The sequence below is a fragment of the Haloechinothrix halophila YIM 93223 genome (genome assembly GCF_000504245.1).
In the GTDB taxonomy this organism is placed as follows: domain Bacteria; phylum Actinomycetota; class Actinomycetes; order Mycobacteriales; family Pseudonocardiaceae; genus Haloechinothrix_A; species Haloechinothrix_A halophila.
The window spans coordinates 5,061,992-5,086,891 of the sequence record NZ_KI632509.1 but is presented as its reverse complement, the minus strand read 5'-3'; the positions used below and the strand labels follow the sequence as shown (position 1 = coordinate 5,086,891).

Sequence of the window (24,900 nt, the reverse complement as noted above, 5' to 3'; positions counted from 1 at the left end):
CAAACGGATGCCAGAAGGATGGGGTGCCGCGATGCCCACTGGAAACCCGCCCGCCAAGCCCGGCGCCGACCTGCCCGACCACCCCTCGTTCCTCTGGCGAAACCCCGAACCCGCGTCGTCCTACGATGTCGTCATCGTCGGTGGCGGCGGCCACGGACTCGCGACCGCCTACTACCTCGCCGCGGTGCATGGCATCACCAACGTGGCCGTGCTGGAGAAGGGCTGGCTCGCGGGCGGCAACATGGCCCGCAACACCACGATCATCCGCTCCAACTACCTGTGGGACGAGAGCTCGGGAATCTACGAGCACGCGCTCAAGCTCTGGGAAGGGCTGGAAGCGGAGCTGGACTACCCGATCCTGTTCGACCAGCGCGGCGTGCTCAACCTCGCGCACAGCCTGCAGGACGTTCGCGACAGCGTCCGCCGCGTCAACGCCAACCGTCTCAACGGGATCGACGCCGAATGGCTCGAGGCCGACGCCGTCAAGGAGATCTGCCCGATCATCAACGTCTCGCCGGACGTCCGTTACCCCGTCCTTGGCGCGACCTACCAGCCCCGCGCGGGCATCGCCAAGCACGACTACGTCGCCTGGGGTTACGCCAGCGCGGCTGACCGGCTCGGCGTCGACCTCATCCAGAACTGCGAGGTGACCGGCATCGAGACCTCGGACGGCCGGGTCACCGGGGTGAACACGACCAGGGGCAGGATCGCGGCGGGCAAGGTGGCGTTGTGCGCGTCAGGGCACTCGTCCGAGCTGGCCGCCATGGCCGGAGTCGAGCTGCCGGTGCAGTCGCACCCGTTGCAGGCGCTCGTGACCGAGCTGCTGGAGCCGGTGCACCCGACGGTGGTGATGTCGAACGCGGTGCACGTCTATGTCTCACAGGCGCACAAGGGCGAGCTGGTGATGGGCGCCGGGATCGACAGTTACAACGGCTACGGCCAGCGCGGTTCCTTCCACATCATCGAGCGGCAGATGTCGGCCGCACTCGAGCTGTTCCCGATCTTCGCCCGCGCCCACCTGCTGCGCACCTGGGCAGGCATCGTCGACGTCAGCCCGGATGCCTCGCCGATCATCGGCCTGACCCCGGTGGACGGGCTGTATCTCAACTGCGGGTGGGGGACCGGCGGTTTCAAGGCCACGCCGGGCGTCGGCGACTGCTTCGCGCACACCATCGCCAACGACAAGCCGCACCCGTACAACGAGCCGTTCACCCTCGAGCGGTTCACCACCGGCGCCCTCGTCGACGAGCACGGCGCCGCCGCCGTCGCGCACTAGCAGACCCCAGGAGTACCCATGCAACTCATCCCCTGCCCGTGGTGCGGGCCTCGTGAGGAGGTCGAGTTCCACTACGGCGGCCAGGCCCACGTCTCCTATCCCGCCGATCCTGCCGCGCTGTCCGACGAGGAGTGGGCGCGGTTCGTGTTCTTCCGAGACAACCCGCGCGGGCCGTTCGCGGAGCGCTGGAGCCACACGGCGGGCTGCCGCCGCTGGTTCAACGCTGTCCGCGACACCCGCAGCTACGAACTGCACGCCGTGTACCGGCTCGATGAGGAAAGGCCGGTGACGACATGAGCGCCGACTTCAGGCTGCCAAGCGGTGGCCGCATCGACCGCGACACCAGGCTGCGTTTCACCTTCAACGGCCAGTCGCTGGCTGGCCGCAAGGGCGACACGCTCGCCTCCGCGCTGCTCGCCAACGGCCTGCACCAGGTGACCACCAGCATCAAATACGGCCGCCCGCGCGGCATCATGGCCGCCGGGGTCGAGGAGCCCAACGCGCTGGTGCAGGTCGCCGAGCCGTTCAGCGAGCCGATGCTGACCGCGACGACCGTCGAGCTGTGCGACGGACTCGTCGCAGACGGCCTTGTCGGGCACGGCAGGCTCGACACCGAACCTGACACCGCGCGCTACGACGCCAAGCACGCACACTGCGACGTTCTCGTGGTCGGTGCGGGTCCCGCCGGGCTCGCCGCCGCGCTCACCGCCGCCCGCGCCGGGTCTCGCGTCGTGCTCGTCGACGACCAGAACGAGGCGGGCGGCTCGCTGCTCGGCCGCGACGACTACCTGGACGAGCGGTCGTCGGACGCCTGGGTGTGCGACGTCATCGCCGAGCTCGCGGCGGCACCCGACGTGCTGCTGCTCGACCGCACCACCGCGTTCGGCGCCTACCAGGACGGGTTCGTGCTCGCGCTGCAACGCCGCACCGACGACCTTGGCTTCGACGCACCGCGACATGTGTCCCGGCACCGGATCTGGCGGATCAGGGCGAAACAGACCGTGATCGCCACCGGCGCGCACGAACGTCCCATCGTGTTCAGCGACAATGACCGGCCGGGCATCATGCTCGCCGGAGCGGCCCGCACCTACCTGCACCGATACGGCGTGCAGGTAGGCAGGCGGATCGGCGTATTCACCACCAACGACAGCGCCTACCACGCCGCGATCGAGCTGGCCGAGGCCGGCATGGACGTCCCGGTGTTGATCGACGCGCGACACACCGTGCCGCCGAAGCTCAGCGCGGAGTGCGCCACACGGGGCATCGACGTGTACCCGGGCCATGTCGTCACCGGCACCGAAGGCCAGGAACGGCTCACCGACGTCCACATCAGATCGATCACCGGCGGGCACGCCGACACCGTCGTATGCGACACGCTGCTCGTCTCCGGTGGCTGGAACCCGGCCGTGCATCTGTTCAGCCAGCTCGGCGGCTCCCTGCGGTACGCGCCGGAGCTTGGTGCCTACGTGCCGGGCGAGAGCCTCTCGTCGGCGCGCGTGGCTGGCTCCGCGGCGGGCGCGATCGAGCTGATGGCCTGCATCGAGCAGGGTGCCGAGGCCGGTCGCGCGGCCGTCACCGCCGCCGGGTTCCGTCCCGCAGCCGAGATCCCGGTGCCGTTCGCCGACGCCCGCGCCGATGAGGCGGCGGCAACGGTGCTGTGGCGGGTGCCAGGGAGCGAGAACGCCGAGGAAGACACCCAATTCGTCGATCTGCAACGAGACGTCACCGTCTCCGATGTCACGCGCGCCACCGGTGCGGGCCTTGAGTCGCTGGAGCACGTCAAGCGCTACACCACCATCGGCACCGCGCACGACCAGGGCAAGACGTCCGGGATGCTCGCGGCGGCGATCGTCGCGGAGGAACTGGGCGCCGATCTCGCCGACCGGCGGCCGACGACGTTCCGCCCGCCCTACACGTCGGTGTCGTTCGCCGCGCTGGGCGGTCGCGACCGGGGCGAGCTGTACGACCCGATCCGGGTGACCGCGCTGCACGACTGGCACGTGGCGCACGGTGCGGAGTTCGAGGACGTCGGGCAGTGGAAGCGAGCCCGCCACTACCCGCGGCAGGGTGAGGACATGCACGCCGCCGTGCTGCGCGAGTGCCGCGCGGCGCGGGAAGGCGTCGCGCTGATGGACGGCTCGACGCTCGGCAAGATCGACCTGCAAGGCCCGGACGCGGCCGAACTGCTCGACATGCTCTACACGAACATGATGAGCACGCTCAAGGTCGGCCGCATCCGATACGGCGTCATGTGCGGCATCGACGGCATGGTCATCGACGACGGCACGGTGATTCGCCTCGCCGACGACCACTTCTTGCTGACGACCACCACCGGCAACGCGGCAATGGTGCTCGACTGGATCGAGGAGTGGCTGCAGACGGAATGGCCGCACCTGCGGGTGTTCGCCACCTCGGTGACCGAGCACTGGGTCACCGTCCCGCTCGTCGGCCCCAAGTCCAGGGACGTCCTGGCTGCGGTGGCGCCGGACCTCGATGTCAGCAACGACGCCTTCGGCTTCATGACCTGGCAGGACGCGGTGCTCGACGTCGCGGACGGTATTCCCGCGCGGATCTGCCGGATCAGCTTCTCCGGCGAGCTGGCGTACGAGATCAACGTCAACGCCTGGGACGGCCTCGCGCTGTGGGAGGCGCTGATCAATGCGGGCGAGCCCTATGGCATCACCCCGTACGGCACCGAGACGATGCACGTGCTGCGCGCCGAGAAGGGCTACCCGATCGTCGGCCAGGACACCGACGGCACGGTCACCCCGCAGGACCTCGGGATGTCGTGGGCGGTGTCGAAGAAGAAGGCCGACTTCATCGGCAAGCGCTCCTTCAGCAGGGCGGAGAACCTGCGTCCTGACCGAAAGCAGCTGGTGGGTCTTGTGCCCGCTGATCCCACGGTGTTGTTGCCCGAGGGTGCGCACATCATCGAGTCCGATCACCTGCCGGAGCCGCCGGTGCGGATGCTCGGGCACGTCACGTCCAGCTACGACAGCGCCGCGCTCGGCAGGACGTTCGCCCTCGCGCTGCTGCGGTCCGGGCGCGACCGCATCGGCGAGAAGCTCTACGCCCCGGTCGACGACCAACTCGTCCCGGTCACCGTGACCGAAACCGTGCTCTACGACAAGGAAGGAGCCCGCCGTGACGGCTGATATCAGGACCCGCCGCAGCCCGCTCGACGGCTGGGCGGAGCGGCTGGCCGAACTCGCACCGGCCGTCGAGGTGGCCGAGCGTCCATTCCGCACGCACGTGACGCTGCGGCTGCGAGACGCGGGCAGGGCGGCCGCGGTGAGCGCGGTCCTCGGTGTCGAGTTGCCGCGCACGCCGTGCACCTTCACCCGGGGCGACGGCCCGCACGGGCCGGTCGAGGTGGCGTGGCTCGGCCCGGACGAGTACTTGGTGCTGGCGGAGCCCGGCTTGCAGCGCACGCTGGAAAGCGCGCTGCGGCAAGCCATCGGTGACGCGTCCGGCGCGGTGATCGACGTCTCGGCGCAGCGCACCACGTTGACATTGTCCGGGCCGAAGGCACGCGACCTGCTGGCACACGGCTGCGCCATCGATCTGCACCCCTCGGTGTCACCCAGCGGCACGTGCGTCCAGGCGCTGCTCGCCCAGTCCGGGATCGTTCTGCTGGTCCGCGACGCGGATGCGGGCGAGTTCACGGTGTTGGTGCGGGCGTCGTTCGCGATCTACCTGGCCACGTGGCTGCTCGACGCTGGCGTCGAATACCGCGAATACCGGGAGGTGCCGGTATGAGCCTCAGCGTGTTCGACCTGTTCAAGGTCGGCATCGGACCGTCGAGTTCGCACACCGTCGGCCCGATGCGCGCGGCCAAGACGTACGTCGAATCGCTGGCCGATGAGGGCCTGCTGGGCAGGGTGGCGTCGGTGCGCGTCGAGCTGTTCGGCTCCCTCGGTGCTACCGGTCACGGACACGGCAGCGTCAAGGCTGTCGTGCTCGGCCTCGCGGGGCATGCCCCGGACGAGGTCGACCCGGTGGCCGCGCAGCCCATGGTGGACCGGGTCGCCGAGGCCGGTGAGCTCGAGCTCGCGGGCGGCACCCGCATCGGGTTCTCCGTAGCCGACGACGTCGTGCTGCATCGAAGGAAGCGGCTGGAGTTCCACAGCAACGGCATGATGTTCCACAGCTTCGACCGGGCGGGCACGGTGCTGTCGATACGCACCTACTACTCGGTCGGCGGCGGGTTCGTGCTCGGCGAGGACGAGGCAGGCGCGAAACAGCTGGTTCAGAACACCACGCCCGTGCCGTTCCCGTTCTCGACGGCGGAGGAACTGCTGGCGCACACGGAACGCACCGGACGGTCGATCAGCTCGCTGATGCTGGCCAACGAGACGGTCCGTCGCAGCGAGGACGAGGTCCGCGCCGGGCTGCTGCACATCTGGTCGGTGATGACCGAATGCGTCGATCGCGGGACATCGACTACCGGGGTGCTGCCTGGCGGCTTGAAAGTGCGACGGCGGGCGGCGAAGCTGAGGGAGCACCTCGGCGTGGCAGGCAACGTCGGCGACCCGCTGTACGCGATGGAGTGGGTCACGCTGTTCGCGCTGGCCGTGAACGAGGAAAACGCCGCGGGCGGGCGAATCGTCACCGCGCCGACCAACGGCGCGGCCGGAATCATTCCCGCCGTGCTGCACTACTACCGGCGGTTCGTGCCGGGCGCGTCCGACGACGGCGTGGTGGACTTCCTGCTCACCGCTGGCGCGGTCGGCATCCTGTTCAAGCAGAACGCCTCCATCTCCGGTGCCGAGGTCGGTTGCCAGGGTGAGGTCGGTTCGGCGTGCTCGATGGCCGCCGCCGGGCTGGCCGAGGTGCTCGGCGCCGGCCCGGCACAGGTGGAGAACGCCGCGGAGATCGGGATCGAGCACAACCTCGGCCTCACGTGTGACCCGGTGGGCGGCCTGGTGCAGATCCCGTGCATCGAACGGAACGCGATCGCCTCGATCAAGGCCATCATGGCGGCCCGGATGGCGATGACCGGCGACGGCTTGCATTTCGTCAGCCTCGACAAGGCGATCAAGACGATGCGCGACACCGGCGCCGACATGAAGGACAAGTACAAGGAGACGTCCCGGGGCGGCCTCGCCCTCAACGTCGTGGAGTGTTGAGGAGCCGGGATGGCCGCCGACATATCAGACCCCAATGGGGCCACTGTGGAGGAAAATGCCGTGGCAGACCTGTTCACGCTGACCCTGCGATGCCCCGAGCGTGCTGGGATCGTGCACGCGGTGACGTCCTTTCTGGTCAACCGCGCCTGTGACATCGTGGAGCACCAGCAGTTCGACGATCGCGTCCGAGGCGCGCTGTTCCTGCGCACCTCGTTCAGTTGTCCGAGCCCCGGCGTGACCGTCGCCGACCTCACAAGGGAGTTCGGTCCTGTCGCGCGCGAGTTCGAGATGGAGTTCGAGCTGTTCGACGATCGGACCACCCGCGTCCTGGTGATGGTGTCCAAGGCGGGACACTGCCTCAACGACCTGATCTTCCGCTGGCGGGCTGGCAGCCTCGGCGCGGACATCGCCGCGGTTGTCTCTAACCACGAGGACCTGCGTCCCATGGCGGAGGCGGCCGGGCTGGAGTTCGTCCACGTGCCCGTCACGCAGGACACCAAGCCGGAGGCGGAGGGCAGGCTACTCGAGCTCGTCGATGCGTACCGGGCGGATCTCGTGGTGCTCGCCCGCTACATGCAGGTGCTCTCCGACGACCTGTGCGCGAAACTCGCGGGCAGGGCGATCAACATCCACCACTCGTTCCTGCCGGGTTTCAAGGGCGCCAAGCCGTACCAGCAGGCATACGACCGCGGCGTCAAATACGTCGGCGCGACCGCGCACTACGTGACGCCGGAGCTCGACGAGGGTCCGATCATCGAGCAGGAGGTGCTGCGGGTGGACCACGGCCACGACCCGAGGGCGCTGGCGACAGTCGGCCGCGACGCCGAGGCGCTGGCGCTGGCGCGTGCGGTGCGCTGGCACAGCGAGCGTCGCGTGCTGCTCAACGGCAACAGCACGGTGGTGTTCCGGTGATGCGTGATGAGACGGTGAACGACTTCCTTACCGACCTCGCGGCGCGGGTCCCGGCTCCCGGTGGCGGCGCGACCGCCGCCCTGCACCTGGCGCAGGCCGCGGCGCTGGTCGGGATGGTCGCTCGCTACAGCGATGGACCGAGGTACGCCGAGCACGCGGACAGCATCGCAGCGATAGTGTCCGAATCGGACAGTCTACGCGCTGACGCCCTGCGGCTGGCCGAGGAGGACGCTGCCGCGTTTTCCCGCGTCGCCGAGGCGTACGCGATGCCCAAGGACGGTGCCCACGACCGCGCCGCGCGCTCGCGGGCGATCGCCGCCGCCCTTGTCGGCGCATGTCTGCCACCGGCAGACGGCATCGAGCTGTCCGACCGCATCGTCGCACTGGCCGAGCGTCTGCTGCCGATCGGCAACCGCAACGTCATCACCGACGTTGCGGCGGCAGCGGAGGCCGCGCGTGCGGGGGCGGCCACCGCCAGGGTCAACATCGAGGTGAACCTGGGCGGCGTCACTGACGACGCCGAGCGGCAGAACCTCGCCGCGTCGGTGCGCCGGGTCGACCAGCTCTGCGACCGCGCGGACAAGGTCACGTCGGCCGTTCGCGCCAGGATCGGCGCATGAGGGCGGCGGCTCCCGGTGAGCGGGTCGCGGCCCGGCTCTCCGGCTCCGAACTCGCCGCCGCGCTCCGTGCACGCACCGCCGACGCAGCCTCGGAGCTGGCCGCCGCGGGCACCCCGCCGAAGCTCGCGGTCGTCGTCGCCACCGACGACGAGTCCAGCCACTGGTACGTCCGGTCGATCGCGAAGGCCGCCACCAAGGCCGGGCTCGACTGCGACGTCGTGGACCTCGGCCCCGACGCACCGGACCAGGCGATCCGGGAGAAGGTGGCGGCGCTGAACGATGACGTCGGCGTGCACGGCATCATCGTGCAGACCCCGCTGCCGCCGGGAGTGGCGACGCGGGACGTCGTTTCGGCCATCGACCCTGCGAAGGACGTCGACGGCGCCAACCCAGCCAGCCTCGGACGGCTCGCCGCGGGCGCACCCGCGTTCGCGCCCGCCACCGCCGAGGCCGTGGTCGCGCTGCTCGATCACCACGGGATCGCGCTCGCCGGACGGGACGTGGTCGTCCTCGGCCGGTCGACGGTGGTCGGCGTGCCGGTGGCTCATCTGCTGCTGGCGCGGGACGCTTCGGTGACGGTGTGCCATTCCCGGACGGCCGACCTCGCGGCGCATACCCAGCGGGCGGACATCGTGATCGTGGCGGTCGGCAGGCCAGGCCTGGTCACCGGTGAGCACATCACGTCGGATGCCGTGGTGGTCGACGTCGGCACCAACCCGGCCGATGACGGGTCACTGGTTGGCGACGTCGACGCCGAGCAGGTCGGGCGGAGGGCTGCGGCGCTGACACCGGTGCCGGGCGGGGTCGGCCCCGTCACCACCGCGTTGCTGCTGTGGCACACCGTCGAGGCCGCGCGGGTGCACGCTGGTCGATTGGCGGGTCAGGCCGGCTGATGCACTTTCGAGAAGAACTCGGTGAGTGCTTCTGCCAGTGCCTCGGGATGGGTCTCGCGCTCGGTGACTAGCTTGGCCAGCGCGCGCGAGATCACAGGGCAAGGGTGGTGTGGTCGTCGGTGATCTCCGTTGCGGCAGTGGGACGTGCTACCGGACGGGTTCTCGCCGTGGCGCGTCGAGTTGGATGCGGACGGCGGTGGGCAGGGTATCGATGCCAAGCGATTCGCGGGTGCGCGAGAGTACGTGGTCGTTGAGTTGCTGCCATACGTCTTTGAGGTCCGCGCTCTCGTGTAACCAGATGTCGAGCCGCAAGGCGGGACGGTCGGCCTTGCCGACCGTGCGCGCGGTGGCCTTGCTGACACCGTCGATCTGTTCGGCATCCGCTCGCACGGCCACGGCGATCGCCGTCGCGGCGACGGTGAGTCGACCGTTGCCGTGATGGTGCAGGTCGATGTCCGGCTTTCGTTCCGGCAGGAGCGCGTAGAGAAACCACCATAGCCCCAAGACGGTCAGCAGGACGCCGAGCGTGATGGCCGTGATCCGGGCGACGGTCGGCTCGGCGGTGAGCCAATTGATGGCGATCGGGTCAAGCAACGGCCGTTGGGACCGGACCTGCCCGAACAGGCCGAACCCGACGATCAACGCTGCGGTAGCCGTGGCGAAGACAGCTAAGCCGACGAGAAAGGTCAGCGTACGGTCCACGCCGTAGGGGCGGCGCTGCGCTCGCTTGGGAACGGTATTGGTCATTGTCGCTCCCGTGTCGAGCGAACGGCCACCGATAGCTTGGGTCGTCTGCTGAGCGGGAGGTCGTCCAGCAGGTCGGTGACCGCGGCGACGAGCTGGGGCTGGAGTTCTGCTGCCGGGGCGAAGCTGCTCGAGACCCGAATTCGGACCTTTCTGGTGGTCGCGGTGACCGAGGCGGTGTCGACGTTCTCCTGCTGCCGAACGTGATGGCTGACGGCACGGGCGAGGGAACGTGGTGTCGTCTCAACGGTGACCGTGGTAGCCGGGTTGACCATCCGGATCATGCGGACTCGCGCGAGCAGCGCGACGAGCAGTATCAATAGTCCGGCGAACGCGACGCCCGCCGCGGCGAGTCGCACCTCGGTCGTGGCCCACGTGAGCTCGTTCAGCCGATCACGCCACGTTGGCCAGGGCAACAACAGCGGGGCGTTTTGGGGGCGATACCAGTGCCAGGTCGTTTCCGCTGCCAGCAGACCGCCTGCCGAGCCGATGAGCAGGCCGAGCAGGGCCGAGAGCAGGCGGACAGCGGCTCGCACGGTGATGCTCCTCCTCTCGTGCGCCACCTGTGCCGCGGTAGCCGCGGCGGGCGGCGGCGTGGTCACTGAATGCGGGACGGACGATCGGGCAGCAAAGCGGATACCTTGACGTCGACTGTCCGGACTCGGCGCGAGGTAACGCGTTCGACCTCTGTGGCGACCCGCTGCCGGACGGCCGCGGCGATCGCCGGGACGGAATTGGGGTAGTGCATCGCGATGTCCAGCGCGAGGTCGACGTCTGGGCCGCTGCCGGTGACCTTCACGCTCGGGCCATGCTCGCTGAGCCCGATCCCGGCGATACGGTGCCGTGTCCGCGCGGTGCCCGGTACCGCGTCCGCGGCGTGCTGGGCGACCTTGCGAATGACGGATTGGTCTATCGTCAATCTGCCGCGCTCGCCAGGATCTGCCAACGGTGCCGTCTCGCCCGCGGAGGTGGCCGGGGTGGTCACCGTCCCCGTCCCCGGCCGCGGAGGTCGCTGAGGTCGAGTCGGCCGTCGAGTATCCCGCCGACAACGAGGCCGATGGCTCCGACGGCCAGGGTCACCAGGAATGCGGTGAATCCCTGGGTCGCAGCAAGGCCGAGAACAAGGCCGGAGACGATTCCGGTCTGGGTGAAGTTCATGCTTCGCTCCGTTGCATCATGGTTACGCAGGCCTGCCACTCAGCTCCGAGCCACAACGTCGGCGATCGTGACGTCGACCGCGACGTCGCCAGCGACGCCGCGGACTCGTCGCAGGATCGCTTCGCCTATCTCGGGTATTGGTTGCTCGAGGTAGGCGACGACGCACACCTCAATTGGATCGGCGGGCCCGCCGATCCGCACGCCCTCGACGCGCCCTCCGGGAAGGGGAGTCGCCACGAGGCCGTTGGGTCCGCCGTCGAGCCTGGCAACGGCCGGGTCGGCCGCCACCGCTGTCCGGATTCGTTCTGCCAGCTGTCGCACGTGGTCGATATCGGATTGCCCGGTCATCGGCTAGGACTCACTCCACGCGGGGGGCGGGTTCCTCCCCTTCCTCCCCTGGCAGGCGGATGTCGTTGACGTCGATGTTGACCTCGATGACCTCGAGGCCGGTCATCCGCTCCACGTTGCTGATGACATTGCGGCGGATCGCTCGGGCGACGTCGACGATGCGCGCGCCGTACTCCATCACGACGTCAAGATCGACCGCGGCCTGTTTCTCTCCCACCTCAACGGCGACTCCCGCCATGACGGCCCTGCCAGACCCGGGAATGCGTTCTCTGACCGCACCGAACGTGCGGGCGGCCTCACCACCGAGCTCGTGTACCCCGGCGACCTCACGGGCTGAAATGCCCGCGATCTTCTGCACCACTGCGGAGGCAATAGTGATGGTGCCGGGGGTGCCCTCATCGCTGCGTGTGGACGACGAACCTGACGCCTTGGTCCGCACCGAGGTGTCGGTGGCACTGCTCTTCTCCGAACTGGTCTGCGCCATGAAACTCACTCTCCTTGGTTCCGCGGGAACTTGAGTGCTATCGCACCCTGCTGCGACGGGTCTTGCGGCCGGTGACCAGGCGATAAACCAGCAGCAGGATCACCGCACCGATGACGGCGACGATCCAGGTGCGCAAGTCGAAAAATGAGCCGAGCCCGGTGTCGAACAACGCGCTACCGAGGAATCCGCCCAGCAGTGCGCCCGCGATTCCCAGCAGCATCGTGATGATGAGGCCGCCCACATCCTTACCGGGGATGAGGAGCTTGGCGACCGCCCCGGCAACCAGACCGAGCACGATCCAACCCAGGATTCCCATGATCGTCTCCTTCGTCGGGTGCGGCTACTTATCCCAATTGGCGGCGTGCTTCGCAGCACCGGTCGCCTTTTCGCCGGGTGCCCTACTTTGTTCGATGCGTAATGTGCGTCTGATGTGCCGGAAAGTCACCTGAATGGGTCAGACTGGCGCTCTCTCAATCAGTCTTGGCGCACGTCCGCGATGTGTACGTTGATTACCGGCAGGCTGGTGCCGACCAAGCCGACCAACGAGTGGTGGACGTCGCGCACCAGCCGGTCCGCAGCGTCACCGGCGGCGACCCCGTACCGGACAGTGATCAGTACCTCAAACCCGTCTGGATCGATCGCCACCGCCCAGACGTGTACCCCGTCGATGTCTCGTGCTGTCCGCACTGCGATGTGCCGGCACAGCAGCGCCAGCGCGTGCTCACCAATACGCAGCCGACCGCGCGCCTGCTGCACAACGACCGGTTCGCCCTGCAGGCTGCCGCGGAGGCCGTTGACTGAACGCAGTACCCGGTCAAGCAAACCCGGCGGGGTGGGAACGGGGGTCCGCGCCGCGGCTCGTACCAGCCTCCAGCGCGGGTCATCCCGGGGATCCACACCGGTTGGCGACTCGTTCTTGTCGGCGCTCACTGTCGCTCCTTGAGTCGGTCCAACAGGGCAACCCTCGCGCGGTGCAGCCGGGAACGCAAGGCTGGAACACTCACTCCCAGTACCTCGGCTACCTCCTCGTAGGTCAATCCTTCAAGTTCGTGTAGTACCAGCGGGACCCGTTGCGACAGCTCGAGGGATGCGATCGCGTCCAGCGCCACATCCACCTGTTCCGAATCGATCACGTCGCGCTCCGGGTCGGCGCGTTCGTCGACGACGTCGAGTGGTGCGGCGTCGAACCGTGAGCGGCGCGACCGGTCAGAAACGCAGTGAGCGTCCAACGGTAAGGTCGGTTTGCGGTGCCGCAGCAACACCAGCGCGGCGTTGGTGACGATCCGGTAGAGCCAGGTCGACACGGCGGACTCACCACGGTAGTGCGGCAGTGCTCGCCACGCCGAGACCCAGGCGTCCTGCAGCGCATCCTCCGCGTCGAGCGGGTTCCCGACGATCCGTAACGCCACGCGATACATCCGAGGAGTATGCCGCCGCACCAATACGTCGAACGCGGTCTCGTTGCCACCGACCGCCCTGCGCACCAACTCACCGTCAGCACTCGCCACATCGATCACCACCACGCCGTTACACGCCACCATCCCAGCACGGCAGCGAAACGTGCGCTCATCGATCCAGCGTCCGTTGTCATTACTGTGTCCCTGTGGACTGCCAGCGCATCCGCTCCCACTGCCCTACGAGCGACGTCTGGGTCCGGGTGGTCGCACGGAAAGCAGCACCACGCAAGTGATCAGCAAGGCAAGGAGTATGAGGACGGTCGCGGCAAGTTCGATCAGGAAGGTGATCATGTCAGCTCCCGGTTTTGGTTCGTTCGAATCGTTGGGAGGAGCGCAGGCTGGTCAGCGTGACGGTCGCCAGGATGAGCACGATCATCGCCAATGAGATCGGGGTGGGGATCGTCGGCACCGCGGGCCACACGCCGTGGGCCCAGTGCAGGACCAGCTTCACGCCGATGAACGCGAGAATGATCGCGAGCCCGTGGTTGAGATGGGTGAGCTTGGCCAACGCCGAATGCAGCACGAAGTACAGGGCACGCAGCCCGAGCAGGGCGAAGGCGTTGGTGACGAACACCAGGTACGGGTCCTCGGTGATGCCGTAGACCGCGGGAACGGAGTCGACGGCGAACACCACGTCGGTGGCGAAGACCGCCACGACGACCAGGGTTAGCGGGGTCAGCGCGCGCCGTGCCCCGTCGCGGACGGTGAGCTGGGTGCCGCGGTAGTCGTCGGTGACGGGCATCAGCTTGCGCAGCAGCCGCACCGATCGCAGCTGCGACACATCGCGGTCGAAGGCCGCGCCGGTGATCGCCTCGTGCAGGATCTTGGCGGCGGAGACGAACAGGATGGTGCCGAACACCAGGAACGCCCAGGTTCCTGCCTGCAGCAGGGCGGCACCGGCAGCGATGAAAATGCCGCGTAGCACCAGCGCGCCGACGATGCCGTACAGCAACACGCGCTGCTGCACGGCGGGCGGTACGGCGAAGCTTGTCAGCAGCAGCATGAACACGAACAGGTTGTCCACCGACAAGGACTTCTCCACCACGAATCCGGTGATGAACTCCAGCGCCTGGTCACCGCCGAACACCGCCAACAGCCATATGCCGAACACCAGCGGCAAAGCGAGATAGAACACCGACCATCCCGCGGCCTCGCGCATCGAGACCTCATGTGGGCGGCGAGTCACGAGAAAATCGGTGACCAGCAGGCCGATCAACACGGCAAAGCTAATAATCCACAACCACGGCGAACCGATCGACTGCGACGACGCGGTGAGAACCGAATGGCCAGGCACAGGAGCCTCCTCGAACACCAGCGTTCGAGGTCTCCTTCACCCTCACCGAGGGCGGTCTCCCGGGGACACCAAGGGATGTCCGTACTGACCGGGCAGACCTACTGAAGTACTCCCCTCTCCGATGAGTATCGGGCAGTACGGGACGACAGTACAGAGCGACCACGCGGTAGTCAGCCGATGGGGGAGCGACGAACTCGGCGGGGAGTGCTTGGCGACCCGGTCATCCACGGGCTCGGATGTGAGGAGCGAATGTGATGAAGTGTGTCCGCCGCGGCGCCGCGGCCGTGGCAATGGGCTTGGTAGTTGTCGTCGTCGGGGCCCTCGTCCAATTGACGATGGTGTCGGCATCGGCCGCGGGCCAGAAGAACCCGGTGATACTGGTGCACGGGTTGTTCGGCAGCCCAAGCAACTGGAACCAGGTGACCGCTTCGCTGAAGCAGGCCGGCTACACCGACGACGAACTGTATACCTTTGGCTACAACAGCACCTACCAGTCCAACGTCACTACCGCCGAGAAGCTGGCAGCGAAGGTCGACAAGGTTCTCGCGGCGACCGGGGCATCCGAAGTGGACATCGTCGGTCACTCGATGGGCAGCCTGAACAGCCGTTACTGCATCAAGTACGACGACTGCGCGGGCAAGGTGGACGACTGGGTGTCGCTGGCAGGCCCGAACAATGGCACCACCAACGCGGGCCTGTGCTTCTGGCAGGTCACCTGTCGCGAGATGAAGGTCGGTTCGGCGTTCATCACCAAGCTCAACGCGGGCGCCACGTTGCCAGGCGACGTCGACGGCACGGTGATTTGGTCGCGCAGCGACGGTGTGGTTACCCCGGCCAGCAGCTCCGTGCTGGAAGGCGTGGACAACATCGAGGTGCCCGGCGTCAGCCATCTCGGCATGCTGAGGGACGACAAGGTCGCCGCGCTGGTGGCCGAGGCCTTGGCGTGAGGCGATCCCGTGCGGCCCGCGCGGGATCAGTCTTCGTGGGCCGCACGGCGTTCGGTCACCCATGCCGCGAGCTGGGTGCGGTTGGTGAAGTCCAGCTTGGTCAGAATGTGCTGGACGTGGGTGTCGGACGTGCGTTGGGCGATGACCAGACGATCAGCGATCTCCCGGTTCGTCATCCCGCCCGCCACCAGCTCGGCGACCTCGGACTCCCGGCGCGTCAGTGGGGCCAGCGCGTGCGCCGGTGGCGACGAAACCGTGGTCTCGCCAGTGTGCCGGAGGACGTCGTCCGGGGTGAGGGACCGGCCCTCCGCGAAGGCCCGGTCGAACTGCTTGGCGCCGAGGGCGCCGCGGGTGGCGTCCAGGAACATCCGGTGGGGGATTGACACGGCGACGTCCGGAGTCGCCCCGCAGCGCTCCCACAGGGTCGCCGCCGCGCCGAACAGTTTCGATGCCCATTCGTGCTTGCTCTGTTTGGACGCGACCCAGGCCAGCCCGTCGACCCGGTAGGCGGCCGACATCCAGTCCTTGGCGCGCGCGTCGATCGCCAGTGCTTCGCCGAGCGCCTCGTCGGCGACGGCCAGGTCGCCGAACCACACCTCGACGACGCCGATCCCGAACAGGGCCATCGAGCGATAGTGCTCGTCGCGAGCGTTCTTGGCGAGTGAGAGCATCCGGCGCAGCAACGTCCTGGCGGTTTCCAGGTCACCGAGGTAGGCGGTCGAGACGCCGTGGATGAACAGCGGATGCATCTGCCGGCGCACATCGCCCTTGGCTTCGAACTCCCGCACCGCTTCGGCGGCCAGGTCGGCGGCACCGGGCTCGATGGCGGTCATCTTGGCGAAGCTGCGCATGTAGGTCAGGTGCGCGTACGCCTCGGGATCGTCGAGCTTGGTCGCCTCTTCCAGTCGCTCCCTGGCCAATGGCACATCGGAGTGGAACAGCGCGCACAACGCCGACGTGCCCAACGCCTTGGCCCGGCCAGGGGCATCTTCGCCGGTGGCGGCCAGCGCGCGATCGATCCAGTCGCGGCCTTCGCGCGGGGCGCCGCACATCACCCAGTACTCGAAGATGCGGGTCGCCATGTGCAGCGCGGCGAGTGCCTCGCCGGGTTCGCTGAGCGACCACGTCAGCGCGACCCGCAGATTGGCCCGCTCGTCGCGCAACCGCGCCATCCACTCAAGCTGGTGCGGCCCGAACCACTCGGCGTCGGCGTCGGCAGTCAACTTGTCGTAGTAGTCGCGGTGCCTGCGGGCGACCTCGGCTACGTCGCCCTGCTCGGCCAGCTGCTCGTGACCGTAGTCGCGCAGTACCTCCAGCATCCGGTAGCGCGCTGTCTGGCGGCCCTCATCGCGCAGCAGCACCGACATGTCGATCAGGCCATCGATGGCGGCGAACACCGCACCGCTTGGTACGCCGTGGCCTGCGCAGACGTACTCGGCGGCTGCCATGTCGAACGATCCGGCGAACACCGAGCACCGCGACCACACCGCGCGTTCGACGTCGGAGCACAGCGCGAAACTGGCGTCCACGGTGGCGCGCATGGTCCGCTGCCGCTTGGGGACCGTGCGGGCCGTGGTGGTCAGCAGTGCCAGGCTGTCGGCCAGCCGGTCGGCGATCTGGCCCGGCGACAGGGCCCGGATCCGCGCTGCGGCGAGCTCGATTGCCAGGGGCAGGCCGTCGACGTGGCGGCAGACGCGCACCACGTCCGCCGTGTTCTCCTCGGTCAGCCGGAACGATGGCAGCAGCGCCTCCGCCCGGTCGACGAACAGCTGCACGGCCTCGGACCGCGCCTGCTCGCGGGCGGAGGTCGTGTAGTCGGACGGCACGCTCAGCGGCGGCACAGGCAGCACGTGCTCACCTGCCACCCCGAGAGACTGGCGGCTGGTGGACAGCACGACAACGCGCGGGCAGCGGTGCAGCAGCGTCTCGACCAGCTCGGCGCAGCAGTCCACGATGTGCTCGCAGTTGTCCAGCACTAGCAGCAGCCGCTTGGATCGCAGGTAACCGACGATCGTTTCGAGCTCAGAGTTGGTCGAACGGTCGTGCAGCCCCAAGCGTTGTGCGATCAGGCCAGCGAGCAGGCGTTCGTCCCGCACCTCGGCGAGACTCACATGCACCACGCCGTCGGCGTACGCACGGCGGACCGTGTCGGCGACCCGCCGTGCCAGGCGGGTCTTACCCACGCCACCCGGCCCGGTCAGGGTGACCAGCCGGGTATTGCCGAGCAGCCGCCTGATCTCGTCGCTCTCGACCGCCCGGCCGACGTAGCTCGTCAGCGGGCCGCGCCGCTCGGTCTCGATGATCGGTGCCATTCGTCGTTCCGCCCGGCTCTCTGGTCGAAGGACGATTCTAAGCCAGGCGGGCGCAGCAGCAACCTGTCTGAATGCCCGCCGCACTGCGTGACGCTGGGTGATGGTGGTGAGAACTGAGCTTCCCTCGCGTTGCCGACGTCGCGTGCGTGACACCCGTGGAGGTGACGTCCAGCTCGCTCCTAGCTAGGGCGTGTGGCGTGCCAGTGCCAGGGGGTGAGGGGACCGATGCCGCGGATGTGGACCTCGTCGAGTCGGCTCAGTGTGAAGCGGGTGTCGTCGGTGAGCGTGGCGGCGACGGCGGGGGAGACCAGTACCGAGTCGGGCGCGGCGAGCGCGGTGAGTCTGCTCGCGAGGTTGACCGTGGTGCCGAAGACGTCGCCGAGGTGTCGGACGACGGGTCCCGTGGCGAGGCCGATACGGAGCGGCGGTGTCGTGGGGTGCTCGTGGAAGGTGGTCGAAAGGTCGGCGGCGATGTCGGCGGCGACGTCCGGGGTGTTCGCGACGAAGAGGACTTCGTCGCCCACGGTCTTGACGACCGTGCCGCCGCGTTCGGTGATGATCGCTATCGCGGTGTCTTCGAAGTCGTCGATCAGGCTGGTCAGTTCGGTGTCGGAGAGTCGCTTGCTGAGTTCGGTGTAGCCGACGAGGTCGGCGAACCCCACGGTGAGGTCAACGGTTGGGCCGGAGTCGGCAGCGGGGTCGATGTGGCTGATCGAGGCCGCGATGTGTCGGCGCCATGCGTTTCCGAGTAGTAGCTGGACGTCAGGAAAGACGCGGTGCGCGAGGGCGTGGAAGTAGTCGCGGGTGGTCGTGGCGCCGCCGATCCGTTCGAGTCGGCCGAGCACCACCTCGACCTGTGTCTGGACCAGGCGGGCGATCGCGTGGCCGGACAGTCGGCTGAGTTGCAGGGCATCGCGTTCAGCGAGGATGCCTTCGTCTACGTAGCCGACCATCATGCGCAGCACGGCGACGTCGCTGTCGGTGAACTCGACGGCGTCGTCATCCAGCGTGGCGTATCCGAACGAGCGCCAGTACCGGTGGGCGCGGTCCAGTGAGATCCCGGCGAGCCGTGCCGCGGTGCGGCCGCTGTACCGTCTCGGCTCGCCGAGGATCGGCTCCGCCAGCTCACCGCTCGGCGACGACTCCGCATCGGGCATGGACACCTCTACCACTCGCTGGCTGGTCGGCGTTGAGTGCGCCTATGGGCGGTGGCCTCAGTGAACCGTCCTGTACGAGACCGCGCATCCCGAGCCTGCTCTGTATCGCTCACGAGTCATCTCCCTAGGGTTGATTGTGTCCAGGCTGGCCGCCGGGAGTCTCTTGTGTCACTCCGTTGTTCCGCCGGCCAGTTCGCGCTTGAGGATCTTTCCGGTGGCGGTCATCGGCAGGCTGGGGACGAACTCGACGATGCGCGGGTACTTGTACGACGCCATCTCTCCCTTGGCCCAGGCGACGAGCTCGTCGGTGGTGAGGGAGGAACCGGGCTGGCGGATGACGAAGGCCTTGATCTCCTCGCCGTGGCTGTCGTGGGGTACACCGATGACGGCGGCCAAGCTGACGTCCGGGTGCGTCATCAGGACTTCTTCGACCTCACGCGGATAGACGTTGAAGCCGCCTCGGATGATGAGGTCCTTCGAGCGGTCGACGATGTAGTAGAAGCCGTCCTCGTCACGTCGTGCGAGGTCGCCGGTGCGGAACCAGCCCTGCTCGTCGACCACCTCGGCGGTCGCCTCGCGGCGCTTGTAGTACCCCTTCATCACGTTGTGCCCCTTGATCGCGATCTCGCCGATCGCGTCAGGGGACCACTCGATCTCGGCCCAGGAGCCTGGCTTGGTGAGCTTCATCTCGACCCCGGGGATCGGCTTGCCGATGGAGCCAGGGCGCGGCGGCTCGCCGTACGGCGCGAACGACGCCACGGGGGACGTCTCGGAGAGGCCGTACCCCTCCGCGATCGAGACGCCGAAGCGCTTCTCGACCTCCTGGTGGACCTCGACCGGCAGTGCGGAGCCACCAGCGATCGCTATCCGCAGGTTCTTCGCCAGGGTCCGCACGTCGGTGTCCTCCTCGAGCGCACCGAGCAGCCCCCAGTACATCGTTGGCACCCCGGCGAAGACCGTCACCGACTCCGTCAGCATCGCCTCGATCGCGGGAACGGGCTCGAAACGGGGCAGCATCACCACGGTGCCCCCGAAGGCGAAGCCACCGTTCTGGATGACGGTCTGGCCGAACGAGTGGAACAGTGGCAGCACACACAGGTAGGTGTCCGGCCGGTTCTCGTCGCAGCCGAACAGCTCCTTACTGATCAAGGCGTTGTCGCGCATGTTGCGGTGGCGTAGCTCCGCGCCTTTGGGCTGGCCGGTGGTACCGGAGGTGTAGAGGATGACGGCGGTGTCGTCCTCGTCGGTGGGCACCGTTTCGAAGGTCGGCGGCTGGTTCGCCATACCCTGGCCCAAGGTCTCGGTCCCCTCGATCGGCGAGGGCGCGGCCGGGTCGCCAGTGATGACGAAGAACTCCCCGCAGGTCTCGACCTGGTCGAAGCCAGCCTTGGCCTCGGTGCCGATCGGCAGCTCCTCGGTGCCCTGGAATGCGAACAGCGCCTTCGCATCGGAATCGTCGAGGTGATAGGCGACCTCGCGCCCCTTGAGCAGCACGTTGAGCGGAACGACGACGGCACCGGCCTTGAGGATGCCGTAGTACACGATTGAGAAGTACGGCACGTTCGGGGACATCAGTGCGACCTTGTCGCCGGGCTCGATCCCGCGGTCCACGAGCAGGTTCGCGACCTGGTTGGCCGCACCGTCCACCTGGCTGTATGTCAGGCGGGTCGGGCCAAGGACCAGCGCATCGCGGTCGGGGTACTTGCGGGCGGACTCCTCGAGCAGGATCGACAGGTTCAGCATTGAGACTCCTTATGAGCGTCGCGGTGGGTGTTTCGTTGTTGTGGTCAGCCGCGCGGGGACAGGCTCGCCAGAACGTTCTCCGCGGCCTGCTGACCCGAGTTGGCCGCGTCAGCGAGGGAGGGCATGTCGAGCTGGTAGTCGCCAGCGAGGTAGACGGGTCCGAGGTTCTGGCGCAGCGTCGGCAGCGACGCGCGTCCGCCGGGTGCCCAGAACGGCACGACCCGAGGGTGACGGCGCAGGATGCCTTCCCCGAGCTTCCCCTCCAGCTCGGGGTAGAGCGCAAGGAGATCTGCCCTAAAGCGAGCAACGATCTCGGAGTCGGTGAGCTCGAACAGCGTGTCGGCCGCAGCGCCGCCTGCGAAGCAGGCCAGCGCGCCGCCGGGCTTGCGAGCACTACCTCGGCGCAGCGCCGCGGCATGGTTGAACACCGCCTGGAACGACAGCTCCGGTGTCGACACGGCCAGGTAGTCGTCCCAGCGCTGCGGGCCCTCCTCGTGGGTGAAGAAGCCAACCACCACGTACCGGCCATAGTGGATGGCATCGAACGCCTTCCGATACTCCGGCGGCAGCCCTGGCATGATCTTCACGGCGATGTCGGCGGGCACCGCGACGATGGCACGCCTGGCGTTCAGGCGCGCAGGCCCCTTCCCGTCCTCGTAGTCCACGACGACGCCGTCCGCGGTCCACTCCAGCGAATTCACCGGTGAGTTCAACCGAATTCGATCGCCGAGGTCTTCGGACAGGATGTCGGTGAGCGTCTGGTTGCCGCCTTCTGGCAGGGAGAGGTTCGGAACCTTCTCGGGGTCGGTCAGCAGGATGCCCATCGAGTAGACGAACTGCGTCGCGGCGGTCTCGTCCGGTTCGCATCCCATCCACTGCCCGGACCAGGAGCGGACCATCTCCCGAGCAAGCTCGGACTTCACTCCACGCAGCACGAAGTCGGCGCGTCGAGCGTCGAGCTTTGCCCGAACCCGCTTCGCCCACCGCTTCTCGGGGTCCATCTCCAGAAACGGCACGTTCGCGAGGATGCGAGTTCCGACCGCCGCCAGCCCGACCCGTTCCATGAAGCTCATCCGAGACCGAAACATCAGGCTGAACGGATTCGAGGTGTCGACCTGCTTCCCGCCGAGCGCGAGTGCCACCGACTTGCCCTCCAGTGTTCCCATCGGGATCTGGTGGCGATGCAGGGCGTCGATCAGCGGCCCGGTTCCCTCGGTGAACTGGGTTCCGAGGTTGATCCAGTAGTCGCCAAGGCGAGCCGAATCCACGCGACCTCCGGCCCGACCGGCGGCCTCGAGCACGACGACGTCCCGCTCGGCCAGCGTGGTCGCCGCCATCAACCCGGCCATGCCGGCGCCGACCACGACGACCTCGCAGGTCTCGTCACGGACCCTTCTCGATCTAGCCACGGCTCTCAGCGCTTCCTTGTCGTAGTGTCTCGGTCCGTCTTGTCCAGCGCCGTTGCGATGGCTCCCACGAGGCGTGTCGTGGCTGCCTTGCTGCTCGGGCTGATGGCCGTGAAGGAGATGTAGCCGTGTACGAGCTCCCGTTCGTGGATCACCTCGACCGGTACGCCGGCCTCGAGCAGCGCTGTCGCGTAGGCGACGCCGTCGTCGTGCAGGGAGTCGAACCCGGCCACCGACACGATGGCGCGGGGGAGACCGTTCAGGTTGCCCAGCAGCGGGGAGATCCGGGGATCGCGGTGGTCGGCGCCCTCGGGGAGGTAGTGCCGCATGAACCAGGTGACCTGCTTGGCCGTCAGCGCCGGGCAGTCGGCGAACTCGTCCTGGGACGGACGATGCGTGGACAGGTCGGTCACCGGCTGGATGAGCACCTGCAGCAGGGGCTGCACCGCCTCGCCGCGCACCTGCTGGCACAGGACGGCGGCGATGTTGCCGCCGGCGCTCTCGCCGGCGACGACGATGCGCGCGGGGTCCACGCCCCAGGCGGGGGCGTGCTCCACGGCGTACCGCCAGGCGGCGAGGGCGTCCTCGTGAGCGGCGGGGAAGGGGTGCTCGGGGGCCAGGCGGTACTCCACGGACAGCACGTCGGCACCCGTGGCGTGGGCGAGCATCCTGGCCGGTGCGGTGTAGCTGGCCCGGCTGCCGAGGACGAAGCCGCCGCCGTGGAAGAAGAGCACCAGGCTACGCGCGGGAGTGCCCTGGCTGTACCGCGTGGCCACAAGCCCCGGGTGGATCTCGACCTCCTCCTCGACCAGGCACGGGGAGATGCGGTCGGCGAAGAGCGCCAGGTCGCGCTCCGTCATCGCCCTGGCGGCGGGCGGCTCGAGGTCGCTGTAGTCCTCTCCCGACTCGCTGAGCTTCATCAGCAGGGCCATGTCGGACTCCATGCGGTCGCCGGCGCTGTTGACCGGCGGCCGGGCAAGCAGTCGCTGGATCCCTGCCGGGAGGCGGCTCAGGGAGATCAGGAGGGCGCGCTGGCTCCGCTGGGCCAGGGTGAACCGCGGCGCGCTCACGACGCGGCCTCCATGGTCGTGAGTTGGCGCGCCGCGGATGTGCGGGTCGCGAAGCGGATGTGGCCCTCGTCGATCAGCCGACCCTTGAAGAGTCGGTTGTCCCTGACGAAGGTCGTGTGCATCTGCCAGGGGAGGGTGGTGCCCTTACGCGGTAATTCAGCCTTTGCGCGCTGCATGTAGCCGGCGGAGAGGTCGAAAAGGTCCTGCGTGGGCATGCCCTCCGGCGGGACCGGCACGGCGATGTCGTAACCCTTCGAGTCCATCGTGCGGATCACGTCTGCGGCGAGGCGGCACACGTTGCGGATGCGCAGGGTCCAGGTCGCCTTGGTGTAGCCGAGCATCATGGCCCAGTTGGGCACGCCGGAGATCAGGGCGCCGCGGTAGAGCACCGTGTCGCCCATGTTGACCCGGGTGCCGTCCACCGTCGGCTGGATGCCGCCCAGCATCTGCATGACCAGGCCGGTCGCGGTGACGATGACGTCGGCTTCGAGCGTCCGGCCCGACTTCAGCAGGATGCCGTCCTCGGTGAACCGCTCGATGTGTTCGGTCACGACGTCGGCGTTCCCCTCGCGGATCGCCTTGAAGAACTCGTTGTCCGGCGTGACGCACAGACGCTGGTCCCACGGGTTGTACGGCGGATTGAAGTGGGCGTCCACGTCGAAGCCGCCCGGTAGCTCTTTGGCCGTCAGCTTGCGCAGCAGCTTGCGCCCGAAGTTAGGGAACCTGCAGAGCACCGTCACGAGCAGGTGGTCGGACCAGATGTTCTTGAGTCGCGTGGCGGCGTACCCGCGCTTGGTGCCGAAGAGCTTCATGAGCCGCTGGGCGAGCTTGTCCACCCGGGGGACCGAGGCGACGTAGCTCGGGGTGCGCTGGAGCATCGTGACGTGGGCTGCCGCGCCCTCGCCCGCCAGCATCGCGGGGAGCATCGTCACGGCGGTCGCCCCGCTGCCGACGATGACCACGCGCTTGCCGCTGTAGTCGTAGTCCTCCGGCCAGTGCTGCGGGTGCAGGATGTCGCCCCGGAAATCCTCGCGACCCTCGAAGTGGGGCTCGTAGCCCTGGTCGTAGCGGTAGTAGCCGGTACCGCTGAAGACGAACCTGGTCCGGATGTTCTTGTGCGTCTCGTTGCCTGCTTCGTCGATCGCGGTCACCTGCAGCGTCCACCGCGCCTCCTCGCTGGACCAGTCGGCAGCGGTGACCCGGTGGCGCAGCCGCAGGATCTCGTCGAGCCCGAACTCGGTGACGGTCTCGGCCATGTAGTCGCGAATCAGCGGGCCGTCGGCGATCGCCTCCTCGTGCAGCCAGGGCTTGAACTCGTAGCCGTAGGTGTGCACGGAGTCGTCGGATCGGATGCCAGGGTACTTGAACAGGTCCCAGGTGCCGCCGACCGCGTCTCTGGCCTCCAGCAGGAGGATCTTCTTGTCCGGGAAGTCGTCCGTGAGGTACTTCGCCGCACCGATGCCGGAGAGCCCGGCGCCGATGATGACGATGTCGGCGGACTCCGTCGTGTCTGTGTCTTTCATGCTGCACTTCCTTCTCGGTCGTGGTCCTGCGGGAGGCCCGCTGGCTCGTCAGTCCGGTGGTCGGGTACGACGCCGGTCCCGCGGGCCCGGGTGGCGACGATGGGCTCGTCGAGGACTTCCGCTCTGCCCGTGGCGTCTGTGGCTCGGGCGATGACGCGCAGTTCGAAGTCGATCGTCCGGCTCCGGTTGCCTTTCGCCGCGAGCCGCGCCTCGACCTCGACGACGTCGCCGCCGCGCACCGGTGCCAGGAACTCCACGGAGGAGTAGCCCGCGAAGAGGCTCTCGTGGCCGTCGGTGACGATCGCGAGATGAGTTCCGGCGTCACCGAACAGCGCCAGGCCGAACGCTCCGTCGACGAGGTTTCCTGCGTAGTGAGCCTCGGAGTAGGCGACGTAGCGCTGATGGATGACTTTCATGAGATCTCCTG

Annotated in this window: 26 protein-coding genes; 9 read left to right on the top strand and 17 right to left on the bottom strand. The window is 68.1% G+C overall.

Features of this window, described 5'->3' with window-relative positions:
- Nucleotides 1-31: 31 nt before the first annotated feature.
- The 8 genes from AMYHA_RS23250 to AMYHA_RS23215 are packed head-to-tail and all read left to right on the top strand — an operon-like array spanning nt 32 to nt 8,830.
- Nucleotides 32-1,276 carry a sarcosine oxidase subunit beta family protein gene (locus AMYHA_RS23250; protein ID WP_034274563.1) on the top strand — a complete coding sequence of 415 codons (1,245 nt, stop codon included), beginning with the start codon at nt 32-34 and terminating at the stop codon, nt 1,274-1,276.
- Nucleotides 1,277-1,294: 18 nt separating this feature from the next.
- A complete protein-coding gene (locus AMYHA_RS23245; protein WP_034274561.1) occupies nt 1,295-1,573 on the top strand; it encodes a sarcosine oxidase subunit delta in 279 nt (92 codons plus the stop codon).
- Nucleotides 1,570-4,431, top strand: a complete 2,862-nt coding sequence (locus AMYHA_RS23240) for a 2Fe-2S iron-sulfur cluster-binding protein (protein ID WP_034274559.1) — start codon at nt 1,570-1,572, stop codon at nt 4,429-4,431. Before AMYHA_RS23245 ends, AMYHA_RS23240 begins: the two co-directional genes overlap by 4 nt.
- A complete protein-coding gene (locus AMYHA_RS23235; protein WP_034274557.1) occupies nt 4,421-5,035 on the top strand; it encodes a sarcosine oxidase subunit gamma in 615 nt (204 codons plus the stop codon). The genes AMYHA_RS23240 and AMYHA_RS23235 overlap by 11 nt, the downstream gene beginning before the upstream one ends.
- Nucleotides 5,032-6,405, top strand: a complete 1,374-nt coding sequence (locus tag AMYHA_RS23230) for an L-serine ammonia-lyase (RefSeq protein WP_034274555.1) — start codon at nt 5,032-5,034, stop codon at nt 6,403-6,405. The genes AMYHA_RS23235 and AMYHA_RS23230 overlap by 4 nt, the downstream gene beginning before the upstream one ends.
- A 60-nt stretch (nt 6,406-6,465) precedes the next feature.
- Nucleotides 6,466-7,317: a formyltetrahydrofolate deformylase gene (gene purU, locus AMYHA_RS23225; RefSeq protein ID WP_034274553.1), complete on the top strand. Its 852-nt coding sequence runs from the start codon at nt 6,466-6,468 to the stop codon at nt 7,315-7,317.
- A complete protein-coding gene (locus AMYHA_RS23220; protein WP_034278552.1) occupies nt 7,317-7,937 on the top strand; it encodes a cyclodeaminase/cyclohydrolase family protein in 621 nt (206 codons plus the stop codon). The genes purU and AMYHA_RS23220 overlap by 1 nt, the downstream gene beginning before the upstream one ends.
- Nucleotides 7,934-8,830: a bifunctional 5,10-methylenetetrahydrofolate dehydrogenase/5,10-methenyltetrahydrofolate cyclohydrolase gene (locus AMYHA_RS23215; protein WP_034274551.1), complete on the top strand. Its 897-nt coding sequence runs from the start codon at nt 7,934-7,936 to the stop codon at nt 8,828-8,830. The genes AMYHA_RS23220 and AMYHA_RS23215 overlap by 4 nt, the downstream gene beginning before the upstream one ends.
- 147 nt (nt 8,831-8,977) lie before the next feature.
- On the opposite strand, the gene amaP is transcribed toward AMYHA_RS23215, so the two are convergent.
- The 10 genes from amaP to AMYHA_RS23165 all read right to left on the bottom strand — a co-directional run bounded on the left by amaP (nt 8,978) and on the right by AMYHA_RS23165 (nt 14,315).
- A complete protein-coding gene (gene amaP, locus AMYHA_RS23210; protein ID WP_034274549.1) occupies nt 8,978-9,577 on the bottom strand; it encodes an alkaline shock response membrane anchor protein AmaP in 600 nt (199 codons plus the stop codon).
- Entirely contained in the window at nt 9,574-10,110 is a 537-nt protein-coding gene (locus AMYHA_RS23205; protein WP_034278550.1) for a DUF6286 domain-containing protein, read from the bottom strand. Before AMYHA_RS23205 ends, amaP begins: the two co-directional genes overlap by 4 nt.
- Nucleotides 10,111-10,172: 62 nt before the next feature.
- Nucleotides 10,173-10,559 (bottom strand): Asp23/Gls24 family envelope stress response protein, encoded by a 387-nt coding sequence (locus AMYHA_RS23200; RefSeq protein ID WP_084037456.1) that lies wholly within the window; start codon nt 10,557-10,559, stop codon nt 10,173-10,175.
- Complete coding sequence (locus AMYHA_RS27475; RefSeq protein ID WP_034274547.1) at nt 10,556-10,732, bottom strand: hypothetical protein; 177 nt, start codon at nt 10,730-10,732, stop codon at nt 10,556-10,558. The genes AMYHA_RS23200 and AMYHA_RS27475 overlap by 4 nt, the downstream gene beginning before the upstream one ends.
- A 39-nt stretch (nt 10,733-10,771) precedes the next feature.
- On the bottom strand, nt 10,772-11,080 hold the full coding sequence (locus AMYHA_RS23190; RefSeq protein WP_034274545.1) for a hypothetical protein: 309 nt from the start codon (nt 11,078-11,080) through the stop codon (nt 10,772-10,774).
- 10 nt (nt 11,081-11,090) lie between these two features.
- Entirely contained in the window at nt 11,091-11,564 is a 474-nt protein-coding gene (locus AMYHA_RS23185) for an Asp23/Gls24 family envelope stress response protein (protein WP_034274543.1), read from the bottom strand.
- 37 nt (nt 11,565-11,601) lie between these two features.
- Complete coding sequence (locus tag AMYHA_RS23180) at nt 11,602-11,880, bottom strand: GlsB/YeaQ/YmgE family stress response membrane protein (protein ID WP_034274541.1); 279 nt, start codon at nt 11,878-11,880, stop codon at nt 11,602-11,604.
- Between the two features lie 158 nt (nt 11,881-12,038).
- A complete protein-coding gene (locus AMYHA_RS23175) occupies nt 12,039-12,494 on the bottom strand; it encodes a hypothetical protein (RefSeq protein WP_051400231.1) in 456 nt (151 codons plus the stop codon).
- The gene (locus AMYHA_RS23170) at nt 12,491-13,105 is read right to left on the bottom strand and encodes an RNA polymerase sigma factor (RefSeq protein ID WP_051400230.1); all 615 of its coding nucleotides are present in this window, start codon (nt 13,103-13,105) and stop codon (nt 12,491-12,493) included. The genes AMYHA_RS23175 and AMYHA_RS23170 overlap by 4 nt, the downstream gene beginning before the upstream one ends.
- Before the next feature lie 208 nt (nt 13,106-13,313).
- The gene (locus tag AMYHA_RS23165; protein WP_034278542.1) at nt 13,314-14,315 is read right to left on the bottom strand and encodes a TerC/Alx family metal homeostasis membrane protein; all 1,002 of its coding nucleotides are present in this window, start codon (nt 14,313-14,315) and stop codon (nt 13,314-13,316) included.
- 254 nt (nt 14,316-14,569) lie between these two features.
- Between AMYHA_RS23165 and AMYHA_RS23160 the strand changes: the two genes are divergently transcribed.
- Nucleotides 14,570-15,262 carry a lipase family alpha/beta hydrolase gene (locus AMYHA_RS23160; RefSeq protein ID WP_231104872.1) on the top strand — a complete coding sequence of 231 codons (693 nt, stop codon included), beginning with the start codon at nt 14,570-14,572 and terminating at the stop codon, nt 15,260-15,262.
- 26 nt (nt 15,263-15,288) lie between these two features.
- Here the strand turns inward: AMYHA_RS23160 and AMYHA_RS23155 are convergent, their stop codons facing one another.
- The 7 genes from AMYHA_RS23155 to AMYHA_RS23125 form a co-directional block, all read right to left on the bottom strand.
- On the bottom strand, nt 15,289-17,574 hold the full coding sequence (locus tag AMYHA_RS23155; protein WP_034274539.1) for an ATP-binding protein: 2,286 nt from the start codon (nt 17,572-17,574) through the stop codon (nt 15,289-15,291).
- A 179-nt stretch (nt 17,575-17,753) separates the two neighbouring features.
- A complete protein-coding gene (locus tag AMYHA_RS23150; protein WP_034278538.1) occupies nt 17,754-18,731 on the bottom strand; it encodes an adenylate/guanylate cyclase domain-containing protein in 978 nt (325 codons plus the stop codon).
- Nucleotides 18,732-18,899: 168 nt separating this feature from the next.
- Nucleotides 18,900-20,474, bottom strand: coding sequence for a long-chain-fatty-acid--CoA ligase (locus tag AMYHA_RS23145; protein WP_034274537.1), 1,575 nt, complete (start codon nt 20,472-20,474; stop codon nt 18,900-18,902).
- Between the two features lie 44 nt (nt 20,475-20,518).
- A complete protein-coding gene (locus AMYHA_RS23140; protein ID WP_034274535.1) occupies nt 20,519-21,883 on the bottom strand; it encodes a flavin monoamine oxidase family protein in 1,365 nt (454 codons plus the stop codon).
- 5 nt (nt 21,884-21,888) lie between these two features.
- A complete protein-coding gene (locus AMYHA_RS23135) occupies nt 21,889-22,812 on the bottom strand; it encodes an alpha/beta hydrolase (protein ID WP_231104871.1) in 924 nt (307 codons plus the stop codon).
- Nucleotides 22,813-22,946: 134 nt separating this feature from the next.
- Nucleotides 22,947-24,473: a flavin-containing monooxygenase gene (locus AMYHA_RS23130; RefSeq protein ID WP_034274530.1), complete on the bottom strand. Its 1,527-nt coding sequence runs from the start codon at nt 24,471-24,473 to the stop codon at nt 22,947-22,949.
- Nucleotides 24,470-24,889: a hotdog fold domain-containing protein gene (locus tag AMYHA_RS23125; RefSeq protein WP_034274528.1), complete on the bottom strand. Its 420-nt coding sequence runs from the start codon at nt 24,887-24,889 to the stop codon at nt 24,470-24,472. Before AMYHA_RS23125 ends, AMYHA_RS23130 begins: the two co-directional genes overlap by 4 nt.
- Nucleotides 24,890-24,900 lie beyond the last annotated feature (11 nt).

What these genes read in the sequence shown, in the direction of transcription:
- AMYHA_RS23125 (WP_034274528.1), bottom strand. Translation starts at nt 24,889, where the DNA reads ATGAAAGTCATCCATCAGCGCTACGTCGCCTACTCCGAGGCTCACTAC.
- amaP (WP_034274549.1), bottom strand. Translation starts at nt 9,577, where the DNA reads ATGACCAATACCGTTCCCAAGCGAGCGCAGCGCCGCCCCTACGGCGTG.
- AMYHA_RS23180 (WP_034274541.1), bottom strand. Translation starts at nt 11,880, where the DNA reads ATGGGAATCCTGGGTTGGATCGTGCTCGGTCTGGTTGCCGGGGCGGTC.
- AMYHA_RS23155 (WP_034274539.1), bottom strand. Translation starts at nt 17,574, where the DNA reads ATGGCACCGATCATCGAGACCGAGCGGCGCGGCCCGCTGACGAGCTAC.
- AMYHA_RS23135 (WP_231104871.1), bottom strand. Translation starts at nt 22,812, where the DNA reads ATGGCCCTGCTGATGAAGCTCAGCGAGTCGGGAGAGGACTACAGCGAC.
- AMYHA_RS27475 (WP_034274547.1), bottom strand. Translation starts at nt 10,732, where the DNA reads ATGAACTTCACCCAGACCGGAATCGTCTCCGGCCTTGTTCTCGGCCTT.
- AMYHA_RS23160 (WP_231104872.1), top strand. Translation starts at nt 14,570, where the DNA reads ATGAAGTGTGTCCGCCGCGGCGCCGCGGCCGTGGCAATGGGCTTGGTA.
- AMYHA_RS23230 (WP_034274555.1), top strand. Translation starts at nt 5,032, where the DNA reads ATGAGCCTCAGCGTGTTCGACCTGTTCAAGGTCGGCATCGGACCGTCG.
- AMYHA_RS23190 (WP_034274545.1), bottom strand. Translation starts at nt 11,080, where the DNA reads ATGACCGGGCAATCCGATATCGACCACGTGCGACAGCTGGCAGAACGA.
- AMYHA_RS23130 (WP_034274530.1), bottom strand. Translation starts at nt 24,473, where the DNA reads ATGAAAGACACAGACACGACGGAGTCCGCCGACATCGTCATCATCGGC.
- AMYHA_RS23145 (WP_034274537.1), bottom strand. Translation starts at nt 20,474, where the DNA reads ATGCTGAACCTGTCGATCCTGCTCGAGGAGTCCGCCCGCAAGTACCCC.
- AMYHA_RS23250 (WP_034274563.1), top strand. Translation starts at nt 32, where the DNA reads ATGCCCACTGGAAACCCGCCCGCCAAGCCCGGCGCCGACCTGCCCGAC.
- AMYHA_RS23220 (WP_034278552.1), top strand. Translation starts at nt 7,317, where the DNA reads ATGCGTGATGAGACGGTGAACGACTTCCTTACCGACCTCGCGGCGCGG.
- AMYHA_RS23215 (WP_034274551.1), top strand. Translation starts at nt 7,934, where the DNA reads ATGAGGGCGGCGGCTCCCGGTGAGCGGGTCGCGGCCCGGCTCTCCGGC.
- AMYHA_RS23150 (WP_034278538.1), bottom strand. Translation starts at nt 18,731, where the DNA reads ATGCCCGATGCGGAGTCGTCGCCGAGCGGTGAGCTGGCGGAGCCGATC.
- AMYHA_RS23185 (WP_034274543.1), bottom strand. Translation starts at nt 11,564, where the DNA reads ATGGCGCAGACCAGTTCGGAGAAGAGCAGTGCCACCGACACCTCGGTG.
- AMYHA_RS23245 (WP_034274561.1), top strand. Translation starts at nt 1,295, where the DNA reads ATGCAACTCATCCCCTGCCCGTGGTGCGGGCCTCGTGAGGAGGTCGAG.
- AMYHA_RS23240 (WP_034274559.1), top strand. Translation starts at nt 1,570, where the DNA reads ATGAGCGCCGACTTCAGGCTGCCAAGCGGTGGCCGCATCGACCGCGAC.
- AMYHA_RS23170 (WP_051400230.1), bottom strand. Translation starts at nt 13,105, where the DNA reads ATGGTGGCGTGTAACGGCGTGGTGGTGATCGATGTGGCGAGTGCTGAC.